The sequence below is a fragment of the Aeromonas media genome, from assembly GCF_000819985.1.
In the GTDB taxonomy this organism is placed as follows: Bacteria; Pseudomonadota; Gammaproteobacteria; order Enterobacterales; family Aeromonadaceae; genus Aeromonas; species Aeromonas media.
In genome coordinates, this window is the sequence record NZ_CDBZ01000185.1 from 1 (window position 1) to 16772 (window position 16772).

General features: G+C 62.1%; 13 protein-coding genes. 9 read left to right on the plus strand and 4 right to left on the minus strand.

Features of this window, described 5'->3' with window-relative positions:
- Positions 1-193 precede the first annotated feature (193 nt).
- Both BN1127_RS15735 and yjjG read left to right on the plus strand, forming a co-directional pair.
- Positions 194-1687 carry a M17 family metallopeptidase gene (locus BN1127_RS15735; protein WP_042650049.1) on the plus strand — a complete coding sequence of 498 codons (1494 nt, stop codon included), beginning with the start codon at positions 194-196 and terminating at the stop codon, positions 1685-1687.
- 29 nt (positions 1688-1716) lie between these two features.
- Positions 1717-2397, plus strand: a complete 681-nt coding sequence (yjjG, locus tag BN1127_RS15740) for a pyrimidine 5'-nucleotidase (protein ID WP_042650050.1) — start codon at positions 1717-1719, stop codon at positions 2395-2397.
- A gap of 71 nt (positions 2398-2468) precedes the next feature.
- Here yjjG and BN1127_RS15745 read toward each other — a convergent pair whose 3' ends face one another.
- The 4 genes from BN1127_RS15745 to elyC form a co-directional block, all read right to left on the minus strand.
- The gene (locus BN1127_RS15745) at positions 2469-3725 is read right to left on the minus strand and encodes an amidohydrolase (RefSeq protein WP_042650051.1); all 1257 of its coding nucleotides are present in this window, start codon (positions 3723-3725) and stop codon (positions 2469-2471) included.
- A gap of 1217 nt (positions 3726-4942) precedes the next feature.
- Positions 4943-5914 (minus strand): 6-phosphofructokinase, encoded by a 972-nt coding sequence (pfkA, locus tag BN1127_RS15750; RefSeq protein ID WP_005326082.1) that lies wholly within the window; start codon positions 5912-5914, stop codon positions 4943-4945.
- Between the two features lie 143 nt (positions 5915-6057).
- On the minus strand, positions 6058-6813 hold the full coding sequence (gene tpiA / locus BN1127_RS15755; protein ID WP_042650052.1) for a triose-phosphate isomerase: 756 nt from the start codon (positions 6811-6813) through the stop codon (positions 6058-6060).
- A 135-nt stretch (positions 6814-6948) separates the two neighbouring features.
- Positions 6949-7719, minus strand: a complete 771-nt coding sequence (gene elyC, locus BN1127_RS15760; protein WP_042650059.1) for an envelope biogenesis factor ElyC — start codon at positions 7717-7719, stop codon at positions 6949-6951.
- A gap of 112 nt (positions 7720-7831) precedes the next feature.
- On the opposite strand from elyC, the gene cmoM reads away from it, so the two are divergent.
- The 7 genes from cmoM to BN1127_RS15795 all read left to right on the plus strand — a co-directional run.
- The gene (gene cmoM / locus BN1127_RS15765) at positions 7832-8608 is read left to right on the plus strand and encodes a tRNA uridine 5-oxyacetic acid(34) methyltransferase CmoM (RefSeq protein WP_042650053.1); all 777 of its coding nucleotides are present in this window, start codon (positions 7832-7834) and stop codon (positions 8606-8608) included.
- A 115-nt stretch (positions 8609-8723) separates the two neighbouring features.
- A complete protein-coding gene (mukF, locus tag BN1127_RS15770; protein WP_042650054.1) occupies positions 8724-10043 on the plus strand; it encodes a chromosome partition protein MukF in 1320 nt (439 codons plus the stop codon).
- The gene (mukE, locus tag BN1127_RS15775) at positions 10024-10761 is read left to right on the plus strand and encodes a chromosome partition protein MukE (RefSeq protein ID WP_041205837.1); all 738 of its coding nucleotides are present in this window, start codon (positions 10024-10026) and stop codon (positions 10759-10761) included. The genes mukF and mukE overlap by 20 nt, the downstream gene beginning before the upstream one ends.
- A 45-nt stretch (positions 10762-10806) precedes the next feature.
- Positions 10807-15234, plus strand: coding sequence for a chromosome partition protein MukB (gene mukB / locus BN1127_RS15780; RefSeq protein WP_042650055.1), 4428 nt, complete (start codon positions 10807-10809; stop codon positions 15232-15234).
- Positions 15235-15404: 170 nt separating this feature from the next.
- Positions 15405-15794 carry a septal ring lytic transglycosylase RlpA family protein gene (locus BN1127_RS15785; RefSeq protein ID WP_042650056.1) on the plus strand — a complete coding sequence of 130 codons (390 nt, stop codon included), beginning with the start codon at positions 15405-15407 and terminating at the stop codon, positions 15792-15794.
- A 192-nt stretch (positions 15795-15986) separates the two neighbouring features.
- Positions 15987-16487 (plus strand): cupin domain-containing protein, encoded by a 501-nt coding sequence (locus tag BN1127_RS15790; protein WP_042650057.1) that lies wholly within the window; start codon positions 15987-15989, stop codon positions 16485-16487.
- Positions 16488-16494: 7 nt separating this feature from the next.
- Positions 16495-16772: GNAT family N-acetyltransferase (locus BN1127_RS15795; RefSeq protein WP_042650058.1), on the plus strand; the 278-nt coding region annotated here is incomplete at its 3' end.

Below are 16772 nucleotides of genomic sequence, written 5' to 3' on the forward strand. Positions count from 1 at the left end.
CTCATAACCCGAAGGTCGTCGGTTCAAATCCGGCCCCCGCAACCAACTTGTCATCTATTCCTCTCTTTATATCCATCTCGACTCCCTCGTGTATCACCCTGATCCAGCACATTAATTTATGTGGTGGCGATCCTTTGTCCCATTTGTTCGGTATCATTCTGGCTTCTGTTCATGGATGAGGCCTCTCCCTGCGATGCACGCTTTCAACTACCTTCCTCCCAAGATAACCATGCAGACCACCACCCTGAACGAGGTGATGGCGAGCAACATTCCCGTCAAACTGCTGCTGGTAGCCGAGACCGGGCGCGATGCCCTGCTGGCGCAGCCGGCCTTCGCCGGGGTGGCGTCCCAGATAGCCCTGGGTCTGCCGGCCCCTTACCGGCTGGCGGATGGTCAGGGTCTGCAACTGGTGCTCTTCGTGGACTCGGCGCCCGTTGTGGATCACCGGCTCTACAAGCAGATCCGCACCTGGACGGCCCCCCTCGCGGGTCTCAAGGTGGCGCAGCTGGCGCTGCACCTGGAGGGCTTCGATGAGGCGCCCCGGGCGTTGCTGGCCGAGCTGGTGCTCGCCGCCCTGCTGGCGGCCGATGTGCCGCTGCCCACCCAGAAGCGCGCCGACGAGGCGCCCATCGGCTATCAGAGCCTGACCCTTTCTCCCCCCTGCGCCCTGGATCTGGCCCGCATCGAGGCCGAGGCGCAGGGCAACGGGCTGGCCCGTCACCTGGCCGTACTGCCCGCCTCTGAGCTCAATGCCGGCAGTTACCGTGCCTTCGCGCGGCAGCTGGCGCAACAGGAGGGCTGGCAATGGCAGGAGTTCGACGAGGCGGCCCTCGCCAAGCTCGGTGCCGGCGCCTTCCTGGCGGTGGCCAGGGGCTCGGAGGACAACCAGGCTGCCATCGTCAGGCTCAGCTATTGCCCGGCCAATCCGGTGCGCCGCATCGCGCTGGTGGGCAAGGTGATCTGCCACGACTCCGGGGGCTATAACCTGAAAGTGGGTGGCAGCATGTATGGCATGCACCTGGACATGGGGGGCAGCGCGGTGGCGCTCGGGACCCTGCATGCCATCAGCCGGGCCAAGTTGCCCGTTGAGGTACACTGCTGGCTCGCCATCGCCGAAAACCACATAGGCCCCAAAGCCTACCGACCGGGGGAGGTGGTGACCGCCCTCAATGGCACCACCATAGAGGTGGTGGACACGGACGCCGAGGGGCGCATGGTGCTGGCGGATGCTCTGGCGCTCGCGGCCCAAGGGGAGCCCGATCTGCTGATCGACTACGCAACCCTGACCGGTGCCTGCAAGCGGGCACTCGGCAGCCGCTACAGCGGCGCCTTCACCAATCGCCCCGACTGGTTTCCCGAGCTGATACGCCTGGGGCAGCAGAGCGGTGAACGGATCTGGCCCTTCCCGCTGGACGAGGATTTCGATGACAACCTCGATAGCGAGTGGGCCGATCTGTTACAGTGCGCGCCGGGTAGCTCGCCGGATCACATCGATGCGGCCCGCTTCCTCAGCCGCTTCGTGCCCGGGCAGACACCCTGGTTGCACCTCGACTTGAGCGGTTTTCGCAACAAGGGGGGCAACGGCGTGGTCAGCAGCGAAGTGACCGGGTTTGGTGTCAGGCTGTCGCTGACCCTGCTCGCCAGCCCGCTCGGGATGGCCGAGCCTGGCACCCAGGCAACGACATGAATCGCCAAGTACAACCGATAAGGACAAGCGTGAAACAAGCAAGCTATGACTGGGTGCTGTTCGATCTGGACGAGACCCTGCTCGATTTCCCGGTCGCCCAGGCACTGGAGCGCACCCTGCAGATCTATGGCGTGACGCCGACGCCCCCCAGGATGGCGGCCTATCACGAGCTGAACCACAGGCTGTGGCAGCAATACAATTCGGGTGAGATAAACGCCACCCGGCTGCAGCAGACCCGTTTTTCGATGTTTGCCGAGCAGGTGAACGTGGCGCCCATGGCGATGAATGATACCTTCCTGCAGCAGATCATCGCCCTGAGCGTGCCGCTGGAGGGGGTGGAGGAGACCCTGCTGGCCCTGAAGAGCCGGGTCAGGATGGGGATCATCACCAATGGTTTCAGCCTGCCCCAGCGCGGTCGTCTCGACAAGCTGGGCTGGAACGAGTGGTTCGAGCCCCTCGTTATCTCCGACGAGGTGCAAGTGACCAAGCCGGCCGCCGCCATCTTCCAGCACGCTCTGGATCTGATGGGACAACCGAGCCCGGCGCGGGTGCTGATGGTGGGGGACAACCCCAAGACCGACATCGCCGGTGCCGCCGCCCAGGGGCTGGCGACCTGCTGGTACAATCCCGCCCGCCAGCAGGGGCCCAGCGAGGCGACTCACGAGATCCATCACTTCGCCCACCTCTCTGACATAGTGCTGGGACGCTGAGCCAGGCCCTAGGCGACTTCGCAAAGACAAGAAAGGCAGCCCTCGGGCTGCCTTTTTCATCGGTGGCGTTCTCAACTGCCGAGGCGGCTGAGCAGCCAGGCCTCGAGCAGGGCGACGCCGGGAGCCAGCACAGCCTCGTCGAAGTCGAACTCCGGATGGTGGTGAGGCGCCGCCAGATTGGCCCCCAGAATGAGGTAGGCGGCCTCACCGCCATTTTGCTGTACTCGCTCGATGAGAAAACCGGCATCCTCGCTGGCGCCGAAGCGGCGAGTGTGGATGGTCTCAAGCTTGAGCGCCTCGGCCAGCGGCACTATCTCCTCGAGCAGGGCCGGGCTGTTCTCTATGCCGATGGCTTCCCCCTGTTTGCGAATGAGGTAGCTGGCCCCCTGCATCATGGCGGCCCCTTCCACTATCTGCTGCACCTGGCCGAACATGTAGTCGTTGAGAGCCGGGGTCGCGCCACGGGTCTCTCCCTGCAGTCGGGCGTGACCCGGGATCACGTTGCGACCGCTGCCCCCATTGAGCTGGCCTATGTTGATGCGGGTCATGCCGTCCCGGTGGCGGGCAATGCCGAGCATGGCGGTGGTGGCCATGCAGGCCGCCGCCAGGGCATTGCTGCCGGCGTTGGGCTCGAGCCCCGCGTGAGCGGCGCGCCCCATAAATTCCACGTCAAATTTTGTTGAACAGAGAAACTCGGTGGGATTGATCACCAGTTCGCCGCTGTTGGCGTGAATGCCGATGTGCAGCGCCAGCAGGGCATCCACGTCATCGAGCTGACCGCCCGCCGCCAGCGCCTTGCCGCCGCGGCATCCCTCCTCGGCAGGCTGGAAGAACAGCTTGATGCGGCCGTTCAGACCATCGGCCAGGGCCGCGATCCGCTCGGCCAGCACCAGCCCGATGGCGGTGTGGCCATCGTGGGCGCAGGCGTGCATCCAGCCCGGGTTGGCGGAGTGCCAACCCTCCTGGCAGGGTTGGTGTGCCGGCTCCCGGCTCTCTTCCACTTCTACCGCATCGATGTCGAAGCGAAAGCCCAGGGTAGGGCCGGGGCGGCCGCTGTCCCAGACGCCCATCACCCCGGTGATCTCGTCGATGCGGGCCAGCCAGTCGGGGTGGGCCCCCTGACGCAGGGCACGCTCCTTCTGGGCTGCGACGTCTATCTCCCGTCCCATGATGAGGTTGCTGGCCAGCAGCTTGTCCCCCAGCATGACGGAAAAACCGAGTTCACAGAGGTGGTGGGCGATGAGGGCGCTGGTACGAAATTCACACCAGGCGGCTTCGGGGAGACGGTGAAGGTCACGGCGCCAGTGGCGCAGAGCATCCTGAGTCATGGTGATTCCTGCATGGCAAATCCAGCGGACATTGTGACGGGCAGGGGGGCAAGAGTAAATCCCGCAGAGACAGATGCGGCAAGGGGAGCACTGAGGCTCCCCTTGCAAGAACGGCGATCATGACGTTCAGGTCGTTAAATGCTCACTGATGGCCAATAACTCCTGACTGGCATCCTGTTCTTGCACAAGGCTTCAAAAAACCACCTTTGCGGGTGTTTTTGCGGCCTGGTGGCGCTATCAAGACGCAGGCCAAGCAGCTGCCTGACCGATTAACCGCCTTAGAGCTGTGCCAGCGAGGGCAGAGAGACGGCAACCAGAGTGAAAAACACGGTAAAAACGGCGGTAACAACGAACTCTTTCATTATTTTGTCTCCCTTGGCTGACTGATGATGAGACCAAGATACCACAATGACAGGGGATAACAATGAAAAATGTAATTATGTGGCAAAATAAGGCTTGCGGTGTCGTAGTGCTGTGTTTTTGTAATTTTGTGGCCGTTTTATCACCCGCCCAGAGGGTGATGGATTTCTATCTCATGATATTTATCATTATATTGTTTATATACAGTTACTTATTGTTTTTCGTTTGCGTTTTTTGATGGGTTTTGTACGAGGCTATTTTGGTGGTCATCAACTTTTGTGGCGAGAAATGGCAGGGTGATGCGCCTGAAAGTGTCGCCAGTGATGGGTTGGCTGGCTGGTGGCGCCATTTTCCTTATCCCATCATTTTTATCTGCCCGCCATGAGGTAAACCCAGTAGTGACGGTGCTTTATCGCCATCACCTCCCGGCATAATTTCAATTCACAGGGGAAAACAGGGTAAAACAGCAGGCATTCGGCAGGGAAAAGCCCCGCTGCCCCGCCCGCCGAGCCGCTCTTTTTGAGTGGGCGTCATGGTGGGAGAGGTGGGCTTTCATTCACAGATGCCCAGAGATAAGTACGCAGAGACGGACACCCAGGCAGGGGGCTCCTGTCAGAGGAGTAGGGGCAGGGCGAGGGGGCAGAGTCTGCTGGAGAGGGGGAAACCTCAGTAGAGCGTGGCGACACGAAAGAGAGCGCCTGTATCGCCGCCTATCAGGCAGAAGCGCAACAGGGCAAGCTGGCTCGTTACAGGTCGGGGAGGGCGGTTGCCTGTGTTTGCCGGGGCACTGATGCAGGCATAAAAAAACCCTCCAATGGAGGGTTTTTGTCACAACAACCTGTCTGAAGCGCGATGGCTTAGAACAGGGTGGTGGAGAGATCGTACAGCTCCTGATCGAACGGGCGCTTGAGGTTCTCGATGCAGTCGATGATGTCGTGGTGCACCATTTCGTTGCCCTGGATCCCGACGCAGCGGCCACCCTGACCGGCCAGCAGCTGCTCGACGGCAAAGGCACCCATGCGGCTGGACATGATGCGATCGCGGGCGGTCGGCGAGCCGCCACGCTGGATGTGACCCAGTATGGTGGCGCGGGTTTCGCGGCCTGTCATGGCTTCGATGTCCTTGGCCAGGGCATTGACGTCGGTGACGTGCTCACAGATGGTGATGATGGCGTGCTTCTTGCCTTTGGCTTCGCCTTCCTTGATCTGTTGCAGCAGCTTCTCTTTGTCAAACGCCACTTCCGGTACGATCACGTACTCGGCGCCACCGGCAACGGCGGCGGACATGGCCAGATCGCCACAGTGGCGGCCCATGATCTCGACCACGGAGATGCGGTGGTGGGAGCTGCAGGTGTCACGCAGACGGTCGATGGCGTCGACGACCACGTTCAGCGCGGTGTCAAAGCCGATGGTGAAGTCGGTACCGGCGATATCGTTGTCGATGGTGCCCGGCAGACCGATGCAGGGGAAACCCTCTTCGGTCAGCTTCTTGGCACCCATGTAGGAGCCGTCACCACCGATCACCACCAGGGCATCGATGCCGTGTTTTTTAAGGTTCTCGATCGCCTCGGCACGCACTTTCGGGTCTTTGAAGGCGGGGAAACGGGCGGAGCCCAGGAAGGTGCCGCCGCGGTTGACCACGTCGGAGACGCTGTGGCGCTCGAGCTTGACGATCCTGTCCTGATGCAGACCGAGGTAGCCATCATAGATGCCGTAGACTTCCAGGCCATGATGCAGACCGGCGCGCACCACGGCGCGAATGGCTGCGTTCATACCCGGTGCGTCACCACCACTGGTCAAAACACCAATACGTTTGATTTGTTTGGTCATGAGTGCCTCTGGATCTGAGTTGTCGAATATCAATATCTGAAAAATACGGCCAGCCGCTTTTACTATATCGGCTTTCCTATGGAAGAAGGGGACCCATAGGAAAGCGATATCAAGAGAGGGGCCAGGCCCCTCTCTTGTGTCACTTACTGGGCGGCACCAGCGATGATCTGGGAGAAGTCGTCCACTTTCAGGGACGCACCACCCACCAGGCCACCGTCGATGTCCGGCTGACCGAACAGGTCGGCAGCGGTCGCGCCAGTGACGGAACCACCGTACAGGATCTGTACCTTGGCAGCCACGGCGCCGTCGAAACCGGCCAGGTACTGACGGATGTGAGCATGCACGGACTGAGCGATTTCCGGGGTAGCGGTCTTGCCGGTGCCGATGGCCCATACCGGCTCGTAAGCCACTACGGCGTTGGCGAAGGAGGCGATGCCGCAACGGTCGATGACGGCTTTGAGCTGGGTCTCAACCACGTTCTTGGTCACACCGGCTTCGAACTGCTCCAGGGTCTCACCGATGCACAGAACCGGCACCAGGCCAGCTTTCTGGATGGCTTCGTACTTGGCAGCCACCACGTCGTCGGTCTCTGCGTGCAGGGTGCGACGCTCGCTGTGGCCGACCAGGGAGTAGGTGCAACCGAAGGCTTTGAGCATGGAGGGGGCGTTCTCGCCGGTGAAGGCGCCGGACTCGTGAACGTCGGCGTTCTGGGCACCGTAAGCAATCTTGCTGCCAGCGGTCAGCTGTTCAACCAGACCCAAAAAGATAACCGGCGGGCAGACGGCGACTTGCACGGAAGGATGAGCGGCAGCAGCCGGGGTCAGTCCTTTGATCAGAGCTTCGACAGAAGCTTTGGTGCCGTTCAGTTTCCAGTTACCCATTACCAGGTGCTGTCTCATCTTGTATATCTCCTAGGCATTTGATTGCGCGACATTATATGAATTGAACCGAGCCCAAGATAGCTGACCCGGCGGCAAATGACGTAATTTTTTTTCGCTTTCCTGATCCAAATCAGGAATGCAAGAACCGATCGCTCATTCGTTAACCTGCCCCCGCAAACGGGCCCACCATACCCCAATCCATTCGTGAATGGCAGCCTCGGAATACATCAGGTAACGCCCCTTGGGCAGGTAGCTGTAGAGGGGTTGCGGCTCCTGACTCTGCTTGGCGGTATAGTCGGTGGGGGCCGGCACCGCATCGAGTCCCTGACCGCGATAGAGCGCCATGGCCCGGGGCAGGTGGGTGGCCGAGCTTACCAGCGCAACTCGCTTGCCCTTGAGGTGGGCGCTGATGCTGACCGCCTCGTCGTGGGTGTCTTTGTTGTTTTCAAACAACGTCATTCGGGAGCGGGGGATGCCGAGGCCCGCCGCCATGCGGGCATTGACCTCGGCGTTGGAGAGGGGATCCCCCGACACATAGCCCGAGAAGACCAGCTCCGCTTGCGGGTAGGCCTGGGCCAGGCGCACCCCTTCCAGGGTGCGGGTCAGGGAGATGTTGTTCTGCCAGGCGCGTTCAGGCACTGCCGGATCGCTGACATGGCCGTTGCCGAGCACCACGATGGCGTCGATATGGGGATGCAGGCTCACCTCGAACGGCGGATAGGTCTGCTCCAGGCTTCGCGCCAGTTCATAGCTGACGGGCCTCATCCCCATCAGGGTAATGAGGAGCAACGAGAAGGTGGCCAGCAGTTTGCCGGTTTTCTGAAAGCGAGTGAACCAGAGTAGCGCGAGCGCCAGCAACAATAAGGAGAGGGAGAAGGGCAGCGGCATCAGCAGCTGGCCCAGCCACTTCTTGGCAGTAAACAGGTTGAGCTCAAACACAGCAGCGTCGTCCTTGAGTTTTCAGCAAATTCCGGATGTGACAGAATACCCCTCTTTTTGGTCTGGCCCAATCCTGCGGCCGAAGATGAGCATTGTCTTGAAGCAAGATCAGAGTTTTGACGGGCGCACCGACAAGTTCGCCCGCAACATTTACGACTCCACCAAGGGGCGCATCCGCACCGCCGTGGTGTGGAGCGACATCGAAGCCTGTCTGGCGCGCCTGGGCAACCGACCCCTGCGGATCCTGGATGCCGGCGGCGGCTTTGGCTATTTCGCCCAGAAGCTGGCGGCCATGGGCCACCAGGTGGAGCTGTGCGATCTGTCGGCAGAAATGCTGGATCTGGCCCGGGAGCAGATCGCCGAAAAGGGGCTGGAAGACAGAATTCGTCTCATCCATTGCCCCATTCAGGATCTCAAGCAGCATGTGACCGGCACCTTCGATCTGGTGCTCTGTCACGCGGTGTTGGAGTGGCTCGTCGAGCCCCGTCAGACCCTGCTCGGTCTGTTCCCTTTCGTCAAGGCAGGGGGCATACTGTCGCTGCTTTTTTACAACCGTCACGGCCTCTTGTTCCAGAGCCTGGTAGTGGGCAATTTTGACTATGTGCGCCAGGGGCTGAACAAGAAGCGCCAGACCGCGCTTACGCCCACCAACCCCCAGTTGCCGGAACAGGTCTACGACTGGATAGGACGGGGGGGCCTCAAGATCATCGGCAAGACGGGGGTGCGCGTCATTCACGACTACATGCGCCACAAGCAGGATCAGGTCGAAAAGTTCGAGGATCTGCTGGTCATGGAGCAGCACTATTGCCGTCAGGAACCCTTTGTGTCCCTTGGGCGCTACATCCATGTGATGGCCCAGAAACCAGCCGGTTGAGACGAACCAGCGTGAATGTGATGCGGGATCGAGCCGTCGGGGTGCCACCGACCCCGGCCTATATCACCACGGCGGGCGAGTGACCCGTCGGTTATAACAACGAGATGATAACGTCATGATGAGTACATCCCGTACCCTGCCAGAGACGGTGGGATGGGTCAGACAGGAGGGGTTGTCCCTGAACCTCCCCACCGACAGGCTGGCCTTTCTGATCGCGATCAAGACACTCTCCGAGGATGAATCGGATCTGTCGGAAGCCGCGCTGCACGACGCCTTCGGTTATGTGAGTAGCGCCTTCGGCCAGATGGACGAGACCCTCTCCGGTCGCGCCAACAACGCCATCAACGATCTCATCCGCCAGCAACTGCTGTCGCGCTTCACCACCGACATGGTGGCGGGAGAGAGCCTCTATCGCCTGTCGCGCCTTGGCATGAGCATCGTCGACTTCTTTCTGGAGAGCCGTCAGGTGGACTCCATCAAGCTCTCCATTTTGCTCGAACACCTTGCCGCCGAGCTCGACACCGCCCGCAAGGCGGCGCTTGAGACCAACACCCGCGAACAGTGGGATGCCGAGGTGCTGCCGCGCCTCTCCTTCTCTCTGGAAGAGACCCTGGGGCGCATCGATCTCACCCAGCGAGCCATGGACGAGCAGCAGAATCAGGTCAAGAACGAAATAGCGGCCCTGCTGACCCAGAACTGGGTCGACGCCATCCACAGCTGCGAGAAGCTGCTGCGCGAGACGGGCCAGACCCTGCGCGAGCTGCAAGACACCCTGGATGCCGCCGGTCACCGCCTGCAGGCGGGGCTGCTCAACATTCAGGAGGCGGCGCAAGGGCGCGACGACCTGTTCCATGTCGAGGAGCTGACCCATGCCCTGCAGGGGCGTCTGGACGTCATCACCTCCTGGGGCCAGCAGTGCATCGAGCTCTGGTCCCGCTATGACAGGCATGTCCACAAGTTCATCCGCAACGCCATCGACATGGACAAGAATCGCGCCTTCAGCCAGCGGCTGCGCGAATCCATTCGCAACTTCGAGCAGCACAACTTCTTGCTGCGGGTGGCCGAGGAGCCGCGCCTCCTGGAGCTGCGGGACGAAACCATCGCCATCCACGACGAGGAGGTGACCGGCGAGGTGCCCCTCGAGATGGAGTTCATGGAGATGGTGGACATCAATCAGGCGCTGGCAGAGCGCATCGAACGCTATCTGGCCCGCTATCCCGAGCAGGGGCAGCAGCTGGATCTCGCCGACGTGCTGCGCGAATACCTGCTCGATTTCCCGGCCCACGCCCACTTCGACGTGGCGCGTCTGCTGATAGACCAGGCCGTGCGCCTCGGCCATGCCAGCGGTGAGCGCGAGCACCACCGCCAACCCGCATGGAAACCCATTAACCAAGCTGGATCCAAGGTTCAGGCCTATGTCATTGATCAATTCTGAGTTTCCCTTGCCCCTGCGGCTCGCAGAGGCCATCGCCAACCCCTTGTTTCCGCGCATCGACACCGCCCTGCGCTCGGGGCGCCATATCAGTGCCGACGATTTCGAACAGCATTCGGCGCTGGTGGAGTTTCATGGCGAGCTGGAGATCTTCTACGGCCGCTATCAGGTCGAACTCATCAAGGCGCCTGAGGGCTTCTTCTATCTGCGCCCGCGCCCCAGTGCCGACATCGGCACCACAGTGCTCTCCGAGCTCGATATGCTGGTGGGCAAGGTGCTCTGTTACCTCTATTTGAGCCCGGACCGGCTCGCCTCGGAAGGAGTCTTCACCATGGGCGAGTTGCAGGAGGAGGTACTCGGCCTCGCCGACGAGAAGCAACTGCTGCGCATGGTCAACAGCCGCTCCGGCGGCACCGATCTGGACAAGAAGAAGTTGCTGGAGAAGATCCGCACCTCCATGCGCCGCCTCAAGCGTCTCGGGATGATCACCGCCCTTGGCAACAGCGACAAATTCCGGGTCAACGAGTCCGTGTTCCGCTTCGCTGCCGATGTGCGCTCCGACGAGGATCCCCGCGCCGTCCAGCTGCGGATGATCCAGGAAGGGGAGGCCATCTTCCACGACGACGAGATGCCGAGCAGCGATTCGCTGTTTGACGACATCGAGGGGGATTTGGATGAAGAGCAACTGGAGCTGGAGGTGGAAGATGATCTGCAACGTTAATGTTCTGGCACCGATGGCGTCTGCCGGTTTGATGGAGAGTGCGGCGTGAGAGGCAAATTCAAATCCCTGACCATGGTCAACTGGAACGGCTTCTTCGCCCGGACCTTCGATCTCGACCAGCTGGTCACCACCCTGTCCGGCGGCAACGGCGCGGGCAAGTCCACCACCATGGCAGCTTTCATCGCGGCCCTCATTCCCGATCAATCCCTGCTCCACTTCCGTAACACCACGGAGGCGGGCTCCAGCAGTGCGTCCCGCGACAAGGGGCTCTACGGCAAGCTGCAGCGCGGTCACTGCTATTCCCTGTTGGAAGTGATGAACAGCCGCGAGCAGCGGATCTGGGTCGGCGTGCACCTGGAGCAGGTGGCGAACCGCGACAACAAGGTCAATATCACCCCCTTCGCCCTGGTGGATGTGCCAGAGCAGTTGCAACCCACGGATCTGCTGCTGGAAAAACTCCATGATGGCAAGGGCCGGGTGCGCGCTTTCACCGATCTGAAGGGGGCTGCCGCCGAGCTGGGGGCCATGAAGGTCGCCAAGTTCAATACGGTGACCGACTATCACAACTTCATGTTCGAGTTCGGCATCACGCCGAAGAAGCTGCGTGATCAAAAAGATCGCGGCAAGTTCTATCGCCTGATCGAAGCCTCGCTGTATGGCGGCATCTCCTCCTCCATCAGCCGGTCGCTGCGGGAATACCTGCTGCCGGAGAACTCCGGCGTGCGCAAGGCATTCCAGGACATGGAGGCGGCCATCTACGAGAACCGCCGCACCCTGGAAGCCATCAAGGAGACGCAGGGTCAGCGGGATCTGTTCAAGAACCTCATCACCGAGACCACCCACTACGTGGCGGCGGAGTATGTGCGGGGGGCCGCCGAGAAGAACCGTCTCTCCGAGCTGGCCCTCAAGGCCCGGTCCGAGCTTGCGGGCAAGCGCCGCCTGCTGGCCGAGGAGAAGCAGCGCGCCATCTATCTGGCTGACGAGGTGGATCAGCTCACCAACCGCGAGAAATTGCTGACCGACGAGTTGGAGTCCGCCGCCGAGCACCTGGCCAAGGTGATGGCGGCCGTGGCCCTGCAAAAGAAGATCGCCCTGTACCGCGCCGATCTGGCGGAGCTGGTCGACAAACTCGAGCAACAGCAGGCGATCGTGGAGGAGATCCACGGCCAACTGCTGGAGGTGGAAGAGCGCAAGGAGCTGGCACAGGCCGAGGTGGACAGCCTCAAGACCCAGCTGGCCGATTATCAGCAGGCGCTGGATATTCAGCAGACCCGCGCCATCCAGTACCGTCAGGCGGTGCAGGCCCTCGATGCTGCCCGCGAGCAGTGCGAGCTGCCGGGGCTGAGTGCCGAACAGGCGAGCGACACCCTGCATCAGTTCCGCGCCGCCGAGCAGAGCCTCACCAGCCGGGTGCTGGGGGCCGAGCAGCAACTGGCGCTGGCCAAGGCGGCGGTGGCCGAGCATCAGGCCGCGCTGACGCTGCTGCTCAGCATTGCCCCCGAGACCGCTCGCGAGGCCGCCTGGCCCACGGCGCAGGCGCTGCTCAAGCGTCATATCGAAGACAAGGCCCGCATTGCGCAGGGGCAGGGGCTGCGCGCCGCCCTGGCTCGCCTCGAGAAAGAGAGTGAAAGCCAGAAGCATCTCTTCAAGTTGCGCGACGAGCTGCAGCAGGCCTCTGGCCAGCTGATCGCGAGCCAAGACGAGCTGGAGATCTTCCTCGAAGCCCAGCGCTCCCGTCAGGAAGAGCTGAGTGATCAGCAGGCGGAGGTGAATCAGCGCCGCGCCAGCCTGGAGCATCAGGGCGCCCAGCTGGGCCGCGATATCAGCGATCTCACCAAGCTGGCCCCGCGCTGGCTGAAATCCTTCGAGAAGCTCGAGCAACTGCGCGAGCAGAGCGGCCTGCCGCTCGCCACCGCCGAAGAACTTTCTTCCGGCATGCAGAGCGTGCTCGACAAGGAGCGCGAGTTCGAGCAAGAGAGCAACCGCATCGCGGCGCAGAAACAGGCGCTGGAGCTGCAAATTCGCAACCTGCAGCTGGGGGCTGGCGAGGCGGATCCGCGCCTGGCCCGCATCGCCGAGCAGGTGGGGGGTGTGCTGCTCTCCGATGTCTATGACGACATCTCCATCGACGATGCTCCTTACTACTCCGCGCTGTACGGCCCGGCCCGCAGCGCCCTGGTGGTGCTTGACCTTGAGGGCGCCATCGAGCGGCTGAAAAAACTGGACGATTGCCCGGAGGATATCTACCTCATCCAGGGCAACCCCGACTCCTTTGACGAGGATCTGGTGGAGGCTGACGAGCTCGGCGACGCCGTACTGGTACGCACCAGTAAGCGTCAGGTGCGCTTTTCCCGCTACCCCGAGTTGCCGCTGTTTGGCCGCGCCGCCCGGGAAAAACGCATCGAGCAGCTCGACCTCGAGCGCGAGGGCCTCATCGAGGGCTATGCCAAGGCCGCCTTCGAGCAGCAGAAGTACCACCGCCTCTACGGGCATTTTCGCGACTTTATCGGCCAGCATCTGGACATCGCCTTCCGCCCGGATCCCGAGGCCGAAGTGGAAGCCAAGCAGGCTGAGCTGCGCAAGTTGCAAGGGGCTATGGCCGAGTGCGACAAGCAGCTGGCCGAGGCCAAAGCGGCCGCAGCCCAGCTGACCCGCCATATCCAGCTGGTGCAGGGGATGCTGCCCTTTGCCCATCTGTTTGCCGAGGCCGACTTGGCCGCCCGTCTCGAGGCGGCTCACGCCGACGTGGAGGCGCTTAAAACAGCCGAAGCCTTTATCGCCAGGCACGGCAAGTCGCTGGAAAAACTGGAAACCATGGTGCAGGTGCTGCGTCAGGATCCGCAGGATCTGGCTGCACTGCAGGCTGCTTACGATGAGGTGAGCGACCTGCTGGCCGAGCAGAAGCGCCGTTGCTACGCGCTCGATCAGCTGGTGGCCCGTCTGCCGCACCTTGCCTATCAGGATGCGCAAGATCTGCTCGGCAAAGCCTCCGAGATGAGCGAACGACTCAAAGAGAAGCTCAAGGCGGCGGAGCTGGCGGCCCGCACCGCCGGTGAACAGCACAAGCAGATTGCCCAGCGCCACACCGAGGCGCTGCAGCTGCGCACCGCGCTCGATTCCAGCGCATCGGCCAAGCGCCAGACCCTGACCGAGTTCGAGCAGGAGCTGGCGGCCATGGGGCTCACCCTGTCGGACGACATGGAAGAGAAATCCCGCGCCCACAAGAAAGAGATCGAGGAGCTGCTTATCCGCACCCGTTCCCGTCGCACCAGCGCCGAGGCCCAGCTGCAGGTAACCAAGCGAGAGATCGAATCCCTCGGTGGTCGTCTCAAGCTCGAAGGCAAGGATTACTACAGCGCCCGTAAATCCCTGGTGGGTCACAAGGCGAGCTGGTCGCGAGTGGTGCGACTGGCGCGGGAGACCGACGTCGAGAAGCGCCTCAACAAGCGCGAGCTGGCGTACCTCGACAGCGACGAGCTGCGCTCCATGTCGGACAAGGCGCTCGGCGCCCTGCGGGTTGCCGTGGCTCACGACGAGGCCCTGCGCGATGCGCTGCGACTGTCGGAAGGCAACCGCAGCACCGAGCAGAAGGTCGCCTTCTACGTGCAGGTCTACCGTTACCTCAAGGATCGCATCCGCAACGACATCATCCGCTCCGATGATCCGGTGGAGGCCATCGAGGAGATGGAGATCGAGCTGGCCCGTCTGGCCGACGAGCTCAAGCAGCGGGAAAATCACCTGTCGCTCTCCTCCCACGAGGTGGCGGCCAAGATCACCAACATCATCCGCCGCGAGCAGAACCGCATCCGGGTGCTCAACCAGGGCCTGCAGAACATCGCCTTCGGCCTGGTGCGCGGGGTACGCCTCAACGTCAACATCCGCGAGGCCCACACCCGGCTCTTGACCGCGCTCGCCGATCAGAGCGCCATGCACAACGATCTGTTCGCCGACAAGGAGCTCAGCTTCTCCGAGGCGATGGCCAAGCTGTTCCAGCGCCTGAACCCGCAGATCGAGCAGGGGGAGCGCAACTATCAGGTGATGGGGGATGTGCTGCTGGACTATCGCAACTACCTGGAGCTGGAGATCGAGGTGCAGCGTGGTGCCGATGGCTGGCTGCGGGCCGAGAGCGGGGCCCTCTCCACCGGCGAGGCGATCGGCACCGGTCAGGCCATCCTCTTGATGGTGCTGATCAGCTGGGAGGAGGAGTCCCGCCGTCTGCGCGGCAAGGACATCGCCCCCTGCCGCCTGTTGTTCCTCGACGAGGCGGCGCGGCTCGATGGCAAGTCCATCGCCACCCTGTTCGAGCTGTGCGAGCGGCAGGACATGCAGCTGCTTATCGCGGCGCCGGAGAACATCAGCCCGGAGAAGGGCACCACCTACAAGCTCATCCGCAAGGTGCAGGGCAAGCACGAACACGTGCACGTGGTGGGGCTGCGGGGCTTCGGTTTCGCCGATGACAAGCTGATCGCCTGATCTCTTCCCCTGACAGGGGCTGACGGGTGGACACACAAACGGGAGGCTTGGGCCTCCCGTTTTCCATGGGAAATATGAGAGAGTAGGCCCCTGTTCGCGGGATCCAGACTGGTGATGAAGAGGGGGCGGCCATGGTACGTCGACCCGACATCGTATCGAGGGAATAAAACATGACGTGGAATCTACAAAAAGGGCTGCTGGCCTCCCTGTGCCTGCTGCTCGCGGCCTGCAGCAGCCAGCCTGATGCGGGCAGTGCGGGCAACTGGCGAGGTTATACCCAGACGGGGCTGGCTTCCTACTATGCCGATCGCTACCACAACAAGCGCACCGCCAGCGGCGAGCCTTACCAGAAGAACGCCAACACCGCCGCCCACATGACGCTGCCCTTCGGCGCCATGGTGAGGGTGACCAATATCGCCAACGGCAAGAGCGTGGTGGTACGGGTCAATGACAGGGGTAACTTCCCGAGGGGGCGAGTGATCGATCTCTCAAGATCTGCGTTCAGCACCATAGGTAACACCCGCTCCGGCCTCATCAAGGTCAAGGTCGAGGTATTGTAGGGGCTGCAGCGGGGCGCCATAAGCTCCGCCCATCGCACCGCTGGCAACGGCAAGACCCCGCTCTTCGCATCTCAGAGTTGACATCAGCCTCTCCCCAGCCGTATCTGTCTTGTTGCGTGACTGCCACTCAGGCAGGCACTTGGCTGGTCTCTTGCTGCCCATTGCCAGGGCGCCCATACGGAGGTTGTTGAGATGACGCACCGCACGCCCATTCAGGCCACACAGATCCCGGAGAGTACGGCAAAGTCCCTCTATCCGGAGCCCTTTGCCTCTCTGGTCAAACACCGTACCAGGCGCAAACTGGGGGAGCACTTCGGTCTTGCGAATTTCGGGGTGAACCTGACGACCCTGGCGCCGGGGGCCATCTCGGCGCTCAAGCATCACCACAGCAAGCAGGATGAGTTTGTCTATGTGCTCTCGGGCACCCCCAGGCTGCGCTATGGGGAGGAGGAGTATCTGATGTCGCCGGGGGAGTGCATCGGCTTCAAGGGCGGCAACGGCCTGGCCCACCAGTTGCTCAACTACGGTGAGGAGGACGCCGTCTATCTCGAGCTGGGCGACCGGCTGGCGGGGGACACAGTCCAATACCCCGACGATGATCTGGCCCTGGTGCAGGGCGCCGATGGCGCCTGGATCGCCAGACACAAGGACGGGACCCCCTATCAGGAGCCCCTCACTGTTGGGAAAGCATGATAAGCCTATGAAATTCATACCCTTGCACGAGGTACACGCAGAGGATCTTCTGCCCCTGCTCAACGACGAGACGCTGCGAGAGCACCTGATTGACCACCCTCCCTTTGATGCCGCCAGAGTGCGTGCCTGGATGGATGAGAAGCGACGAATAGACGGGCTGCCCGGTTGCCGCGTGCGCGCCGTCCTCATCGATGGTGTCCTGGTGGGGTGGTGCGGCCTCCAGCCTGATGACGAGGGGGTCGAGATTGCCATCGTGATCGCCAGGGCGGGTTGGGGCAGGGGCAT

Coding starts and splice junctions, on each gene's coding strand:
- mukE (WP_041205837.1), top strand. CDS start 10,024: ATGTCATTGATCAATTCTGAGTTTCCCTTGCCCCTGCGGCTCGCAGAG.
- pfkA (WP_005326082.1), bottom strand. CDS start 5,914: ATGACCAAACAAATCAAACGTATTGGTGTTTTGACCAGTGGTGGTGAC.
- BN1127_RS15735 (WP_042650049.1), top strand. CDS start 194: ATGCACGCTTTCAACTACCTTCCTCCCAAGATAACCATGCAGACCACC.
- mukF (WP_042650054.1), top strand. CDS start 8,724: ATGATGAGTACATCCCGTACCCTGCCAGAGACGGTGGGATGGGTCAGA.
- BN1127_RS15745 (WP_042650051.1), bottom strand. CDS start 3,725: ATGACTCAGGATGCTCTGCGCCACTGGCGCCGTGACCTTCACCGTCTC.
- BN1127_RS15785 (WP_042650056.1), top strand. CDS start 15,405: ATGACGTGGAATCTACAAAAAGGGCTGCTGGCCTCCCTGTGCCTGCTG.
- tpiA (WP_042650052.1), bottom strand. CDS start 6,813: ATGAGACAGCACCTGGTAATGGGTAACTGGAAACTGAACGGCACCAAA.
- BN1127_RS15790 (WP_042650057.1), top strand. CDS start 15,987: ATGACGCACCGCACGCCCATTCAGGCCACACAGATCCCGGAGAGTACG.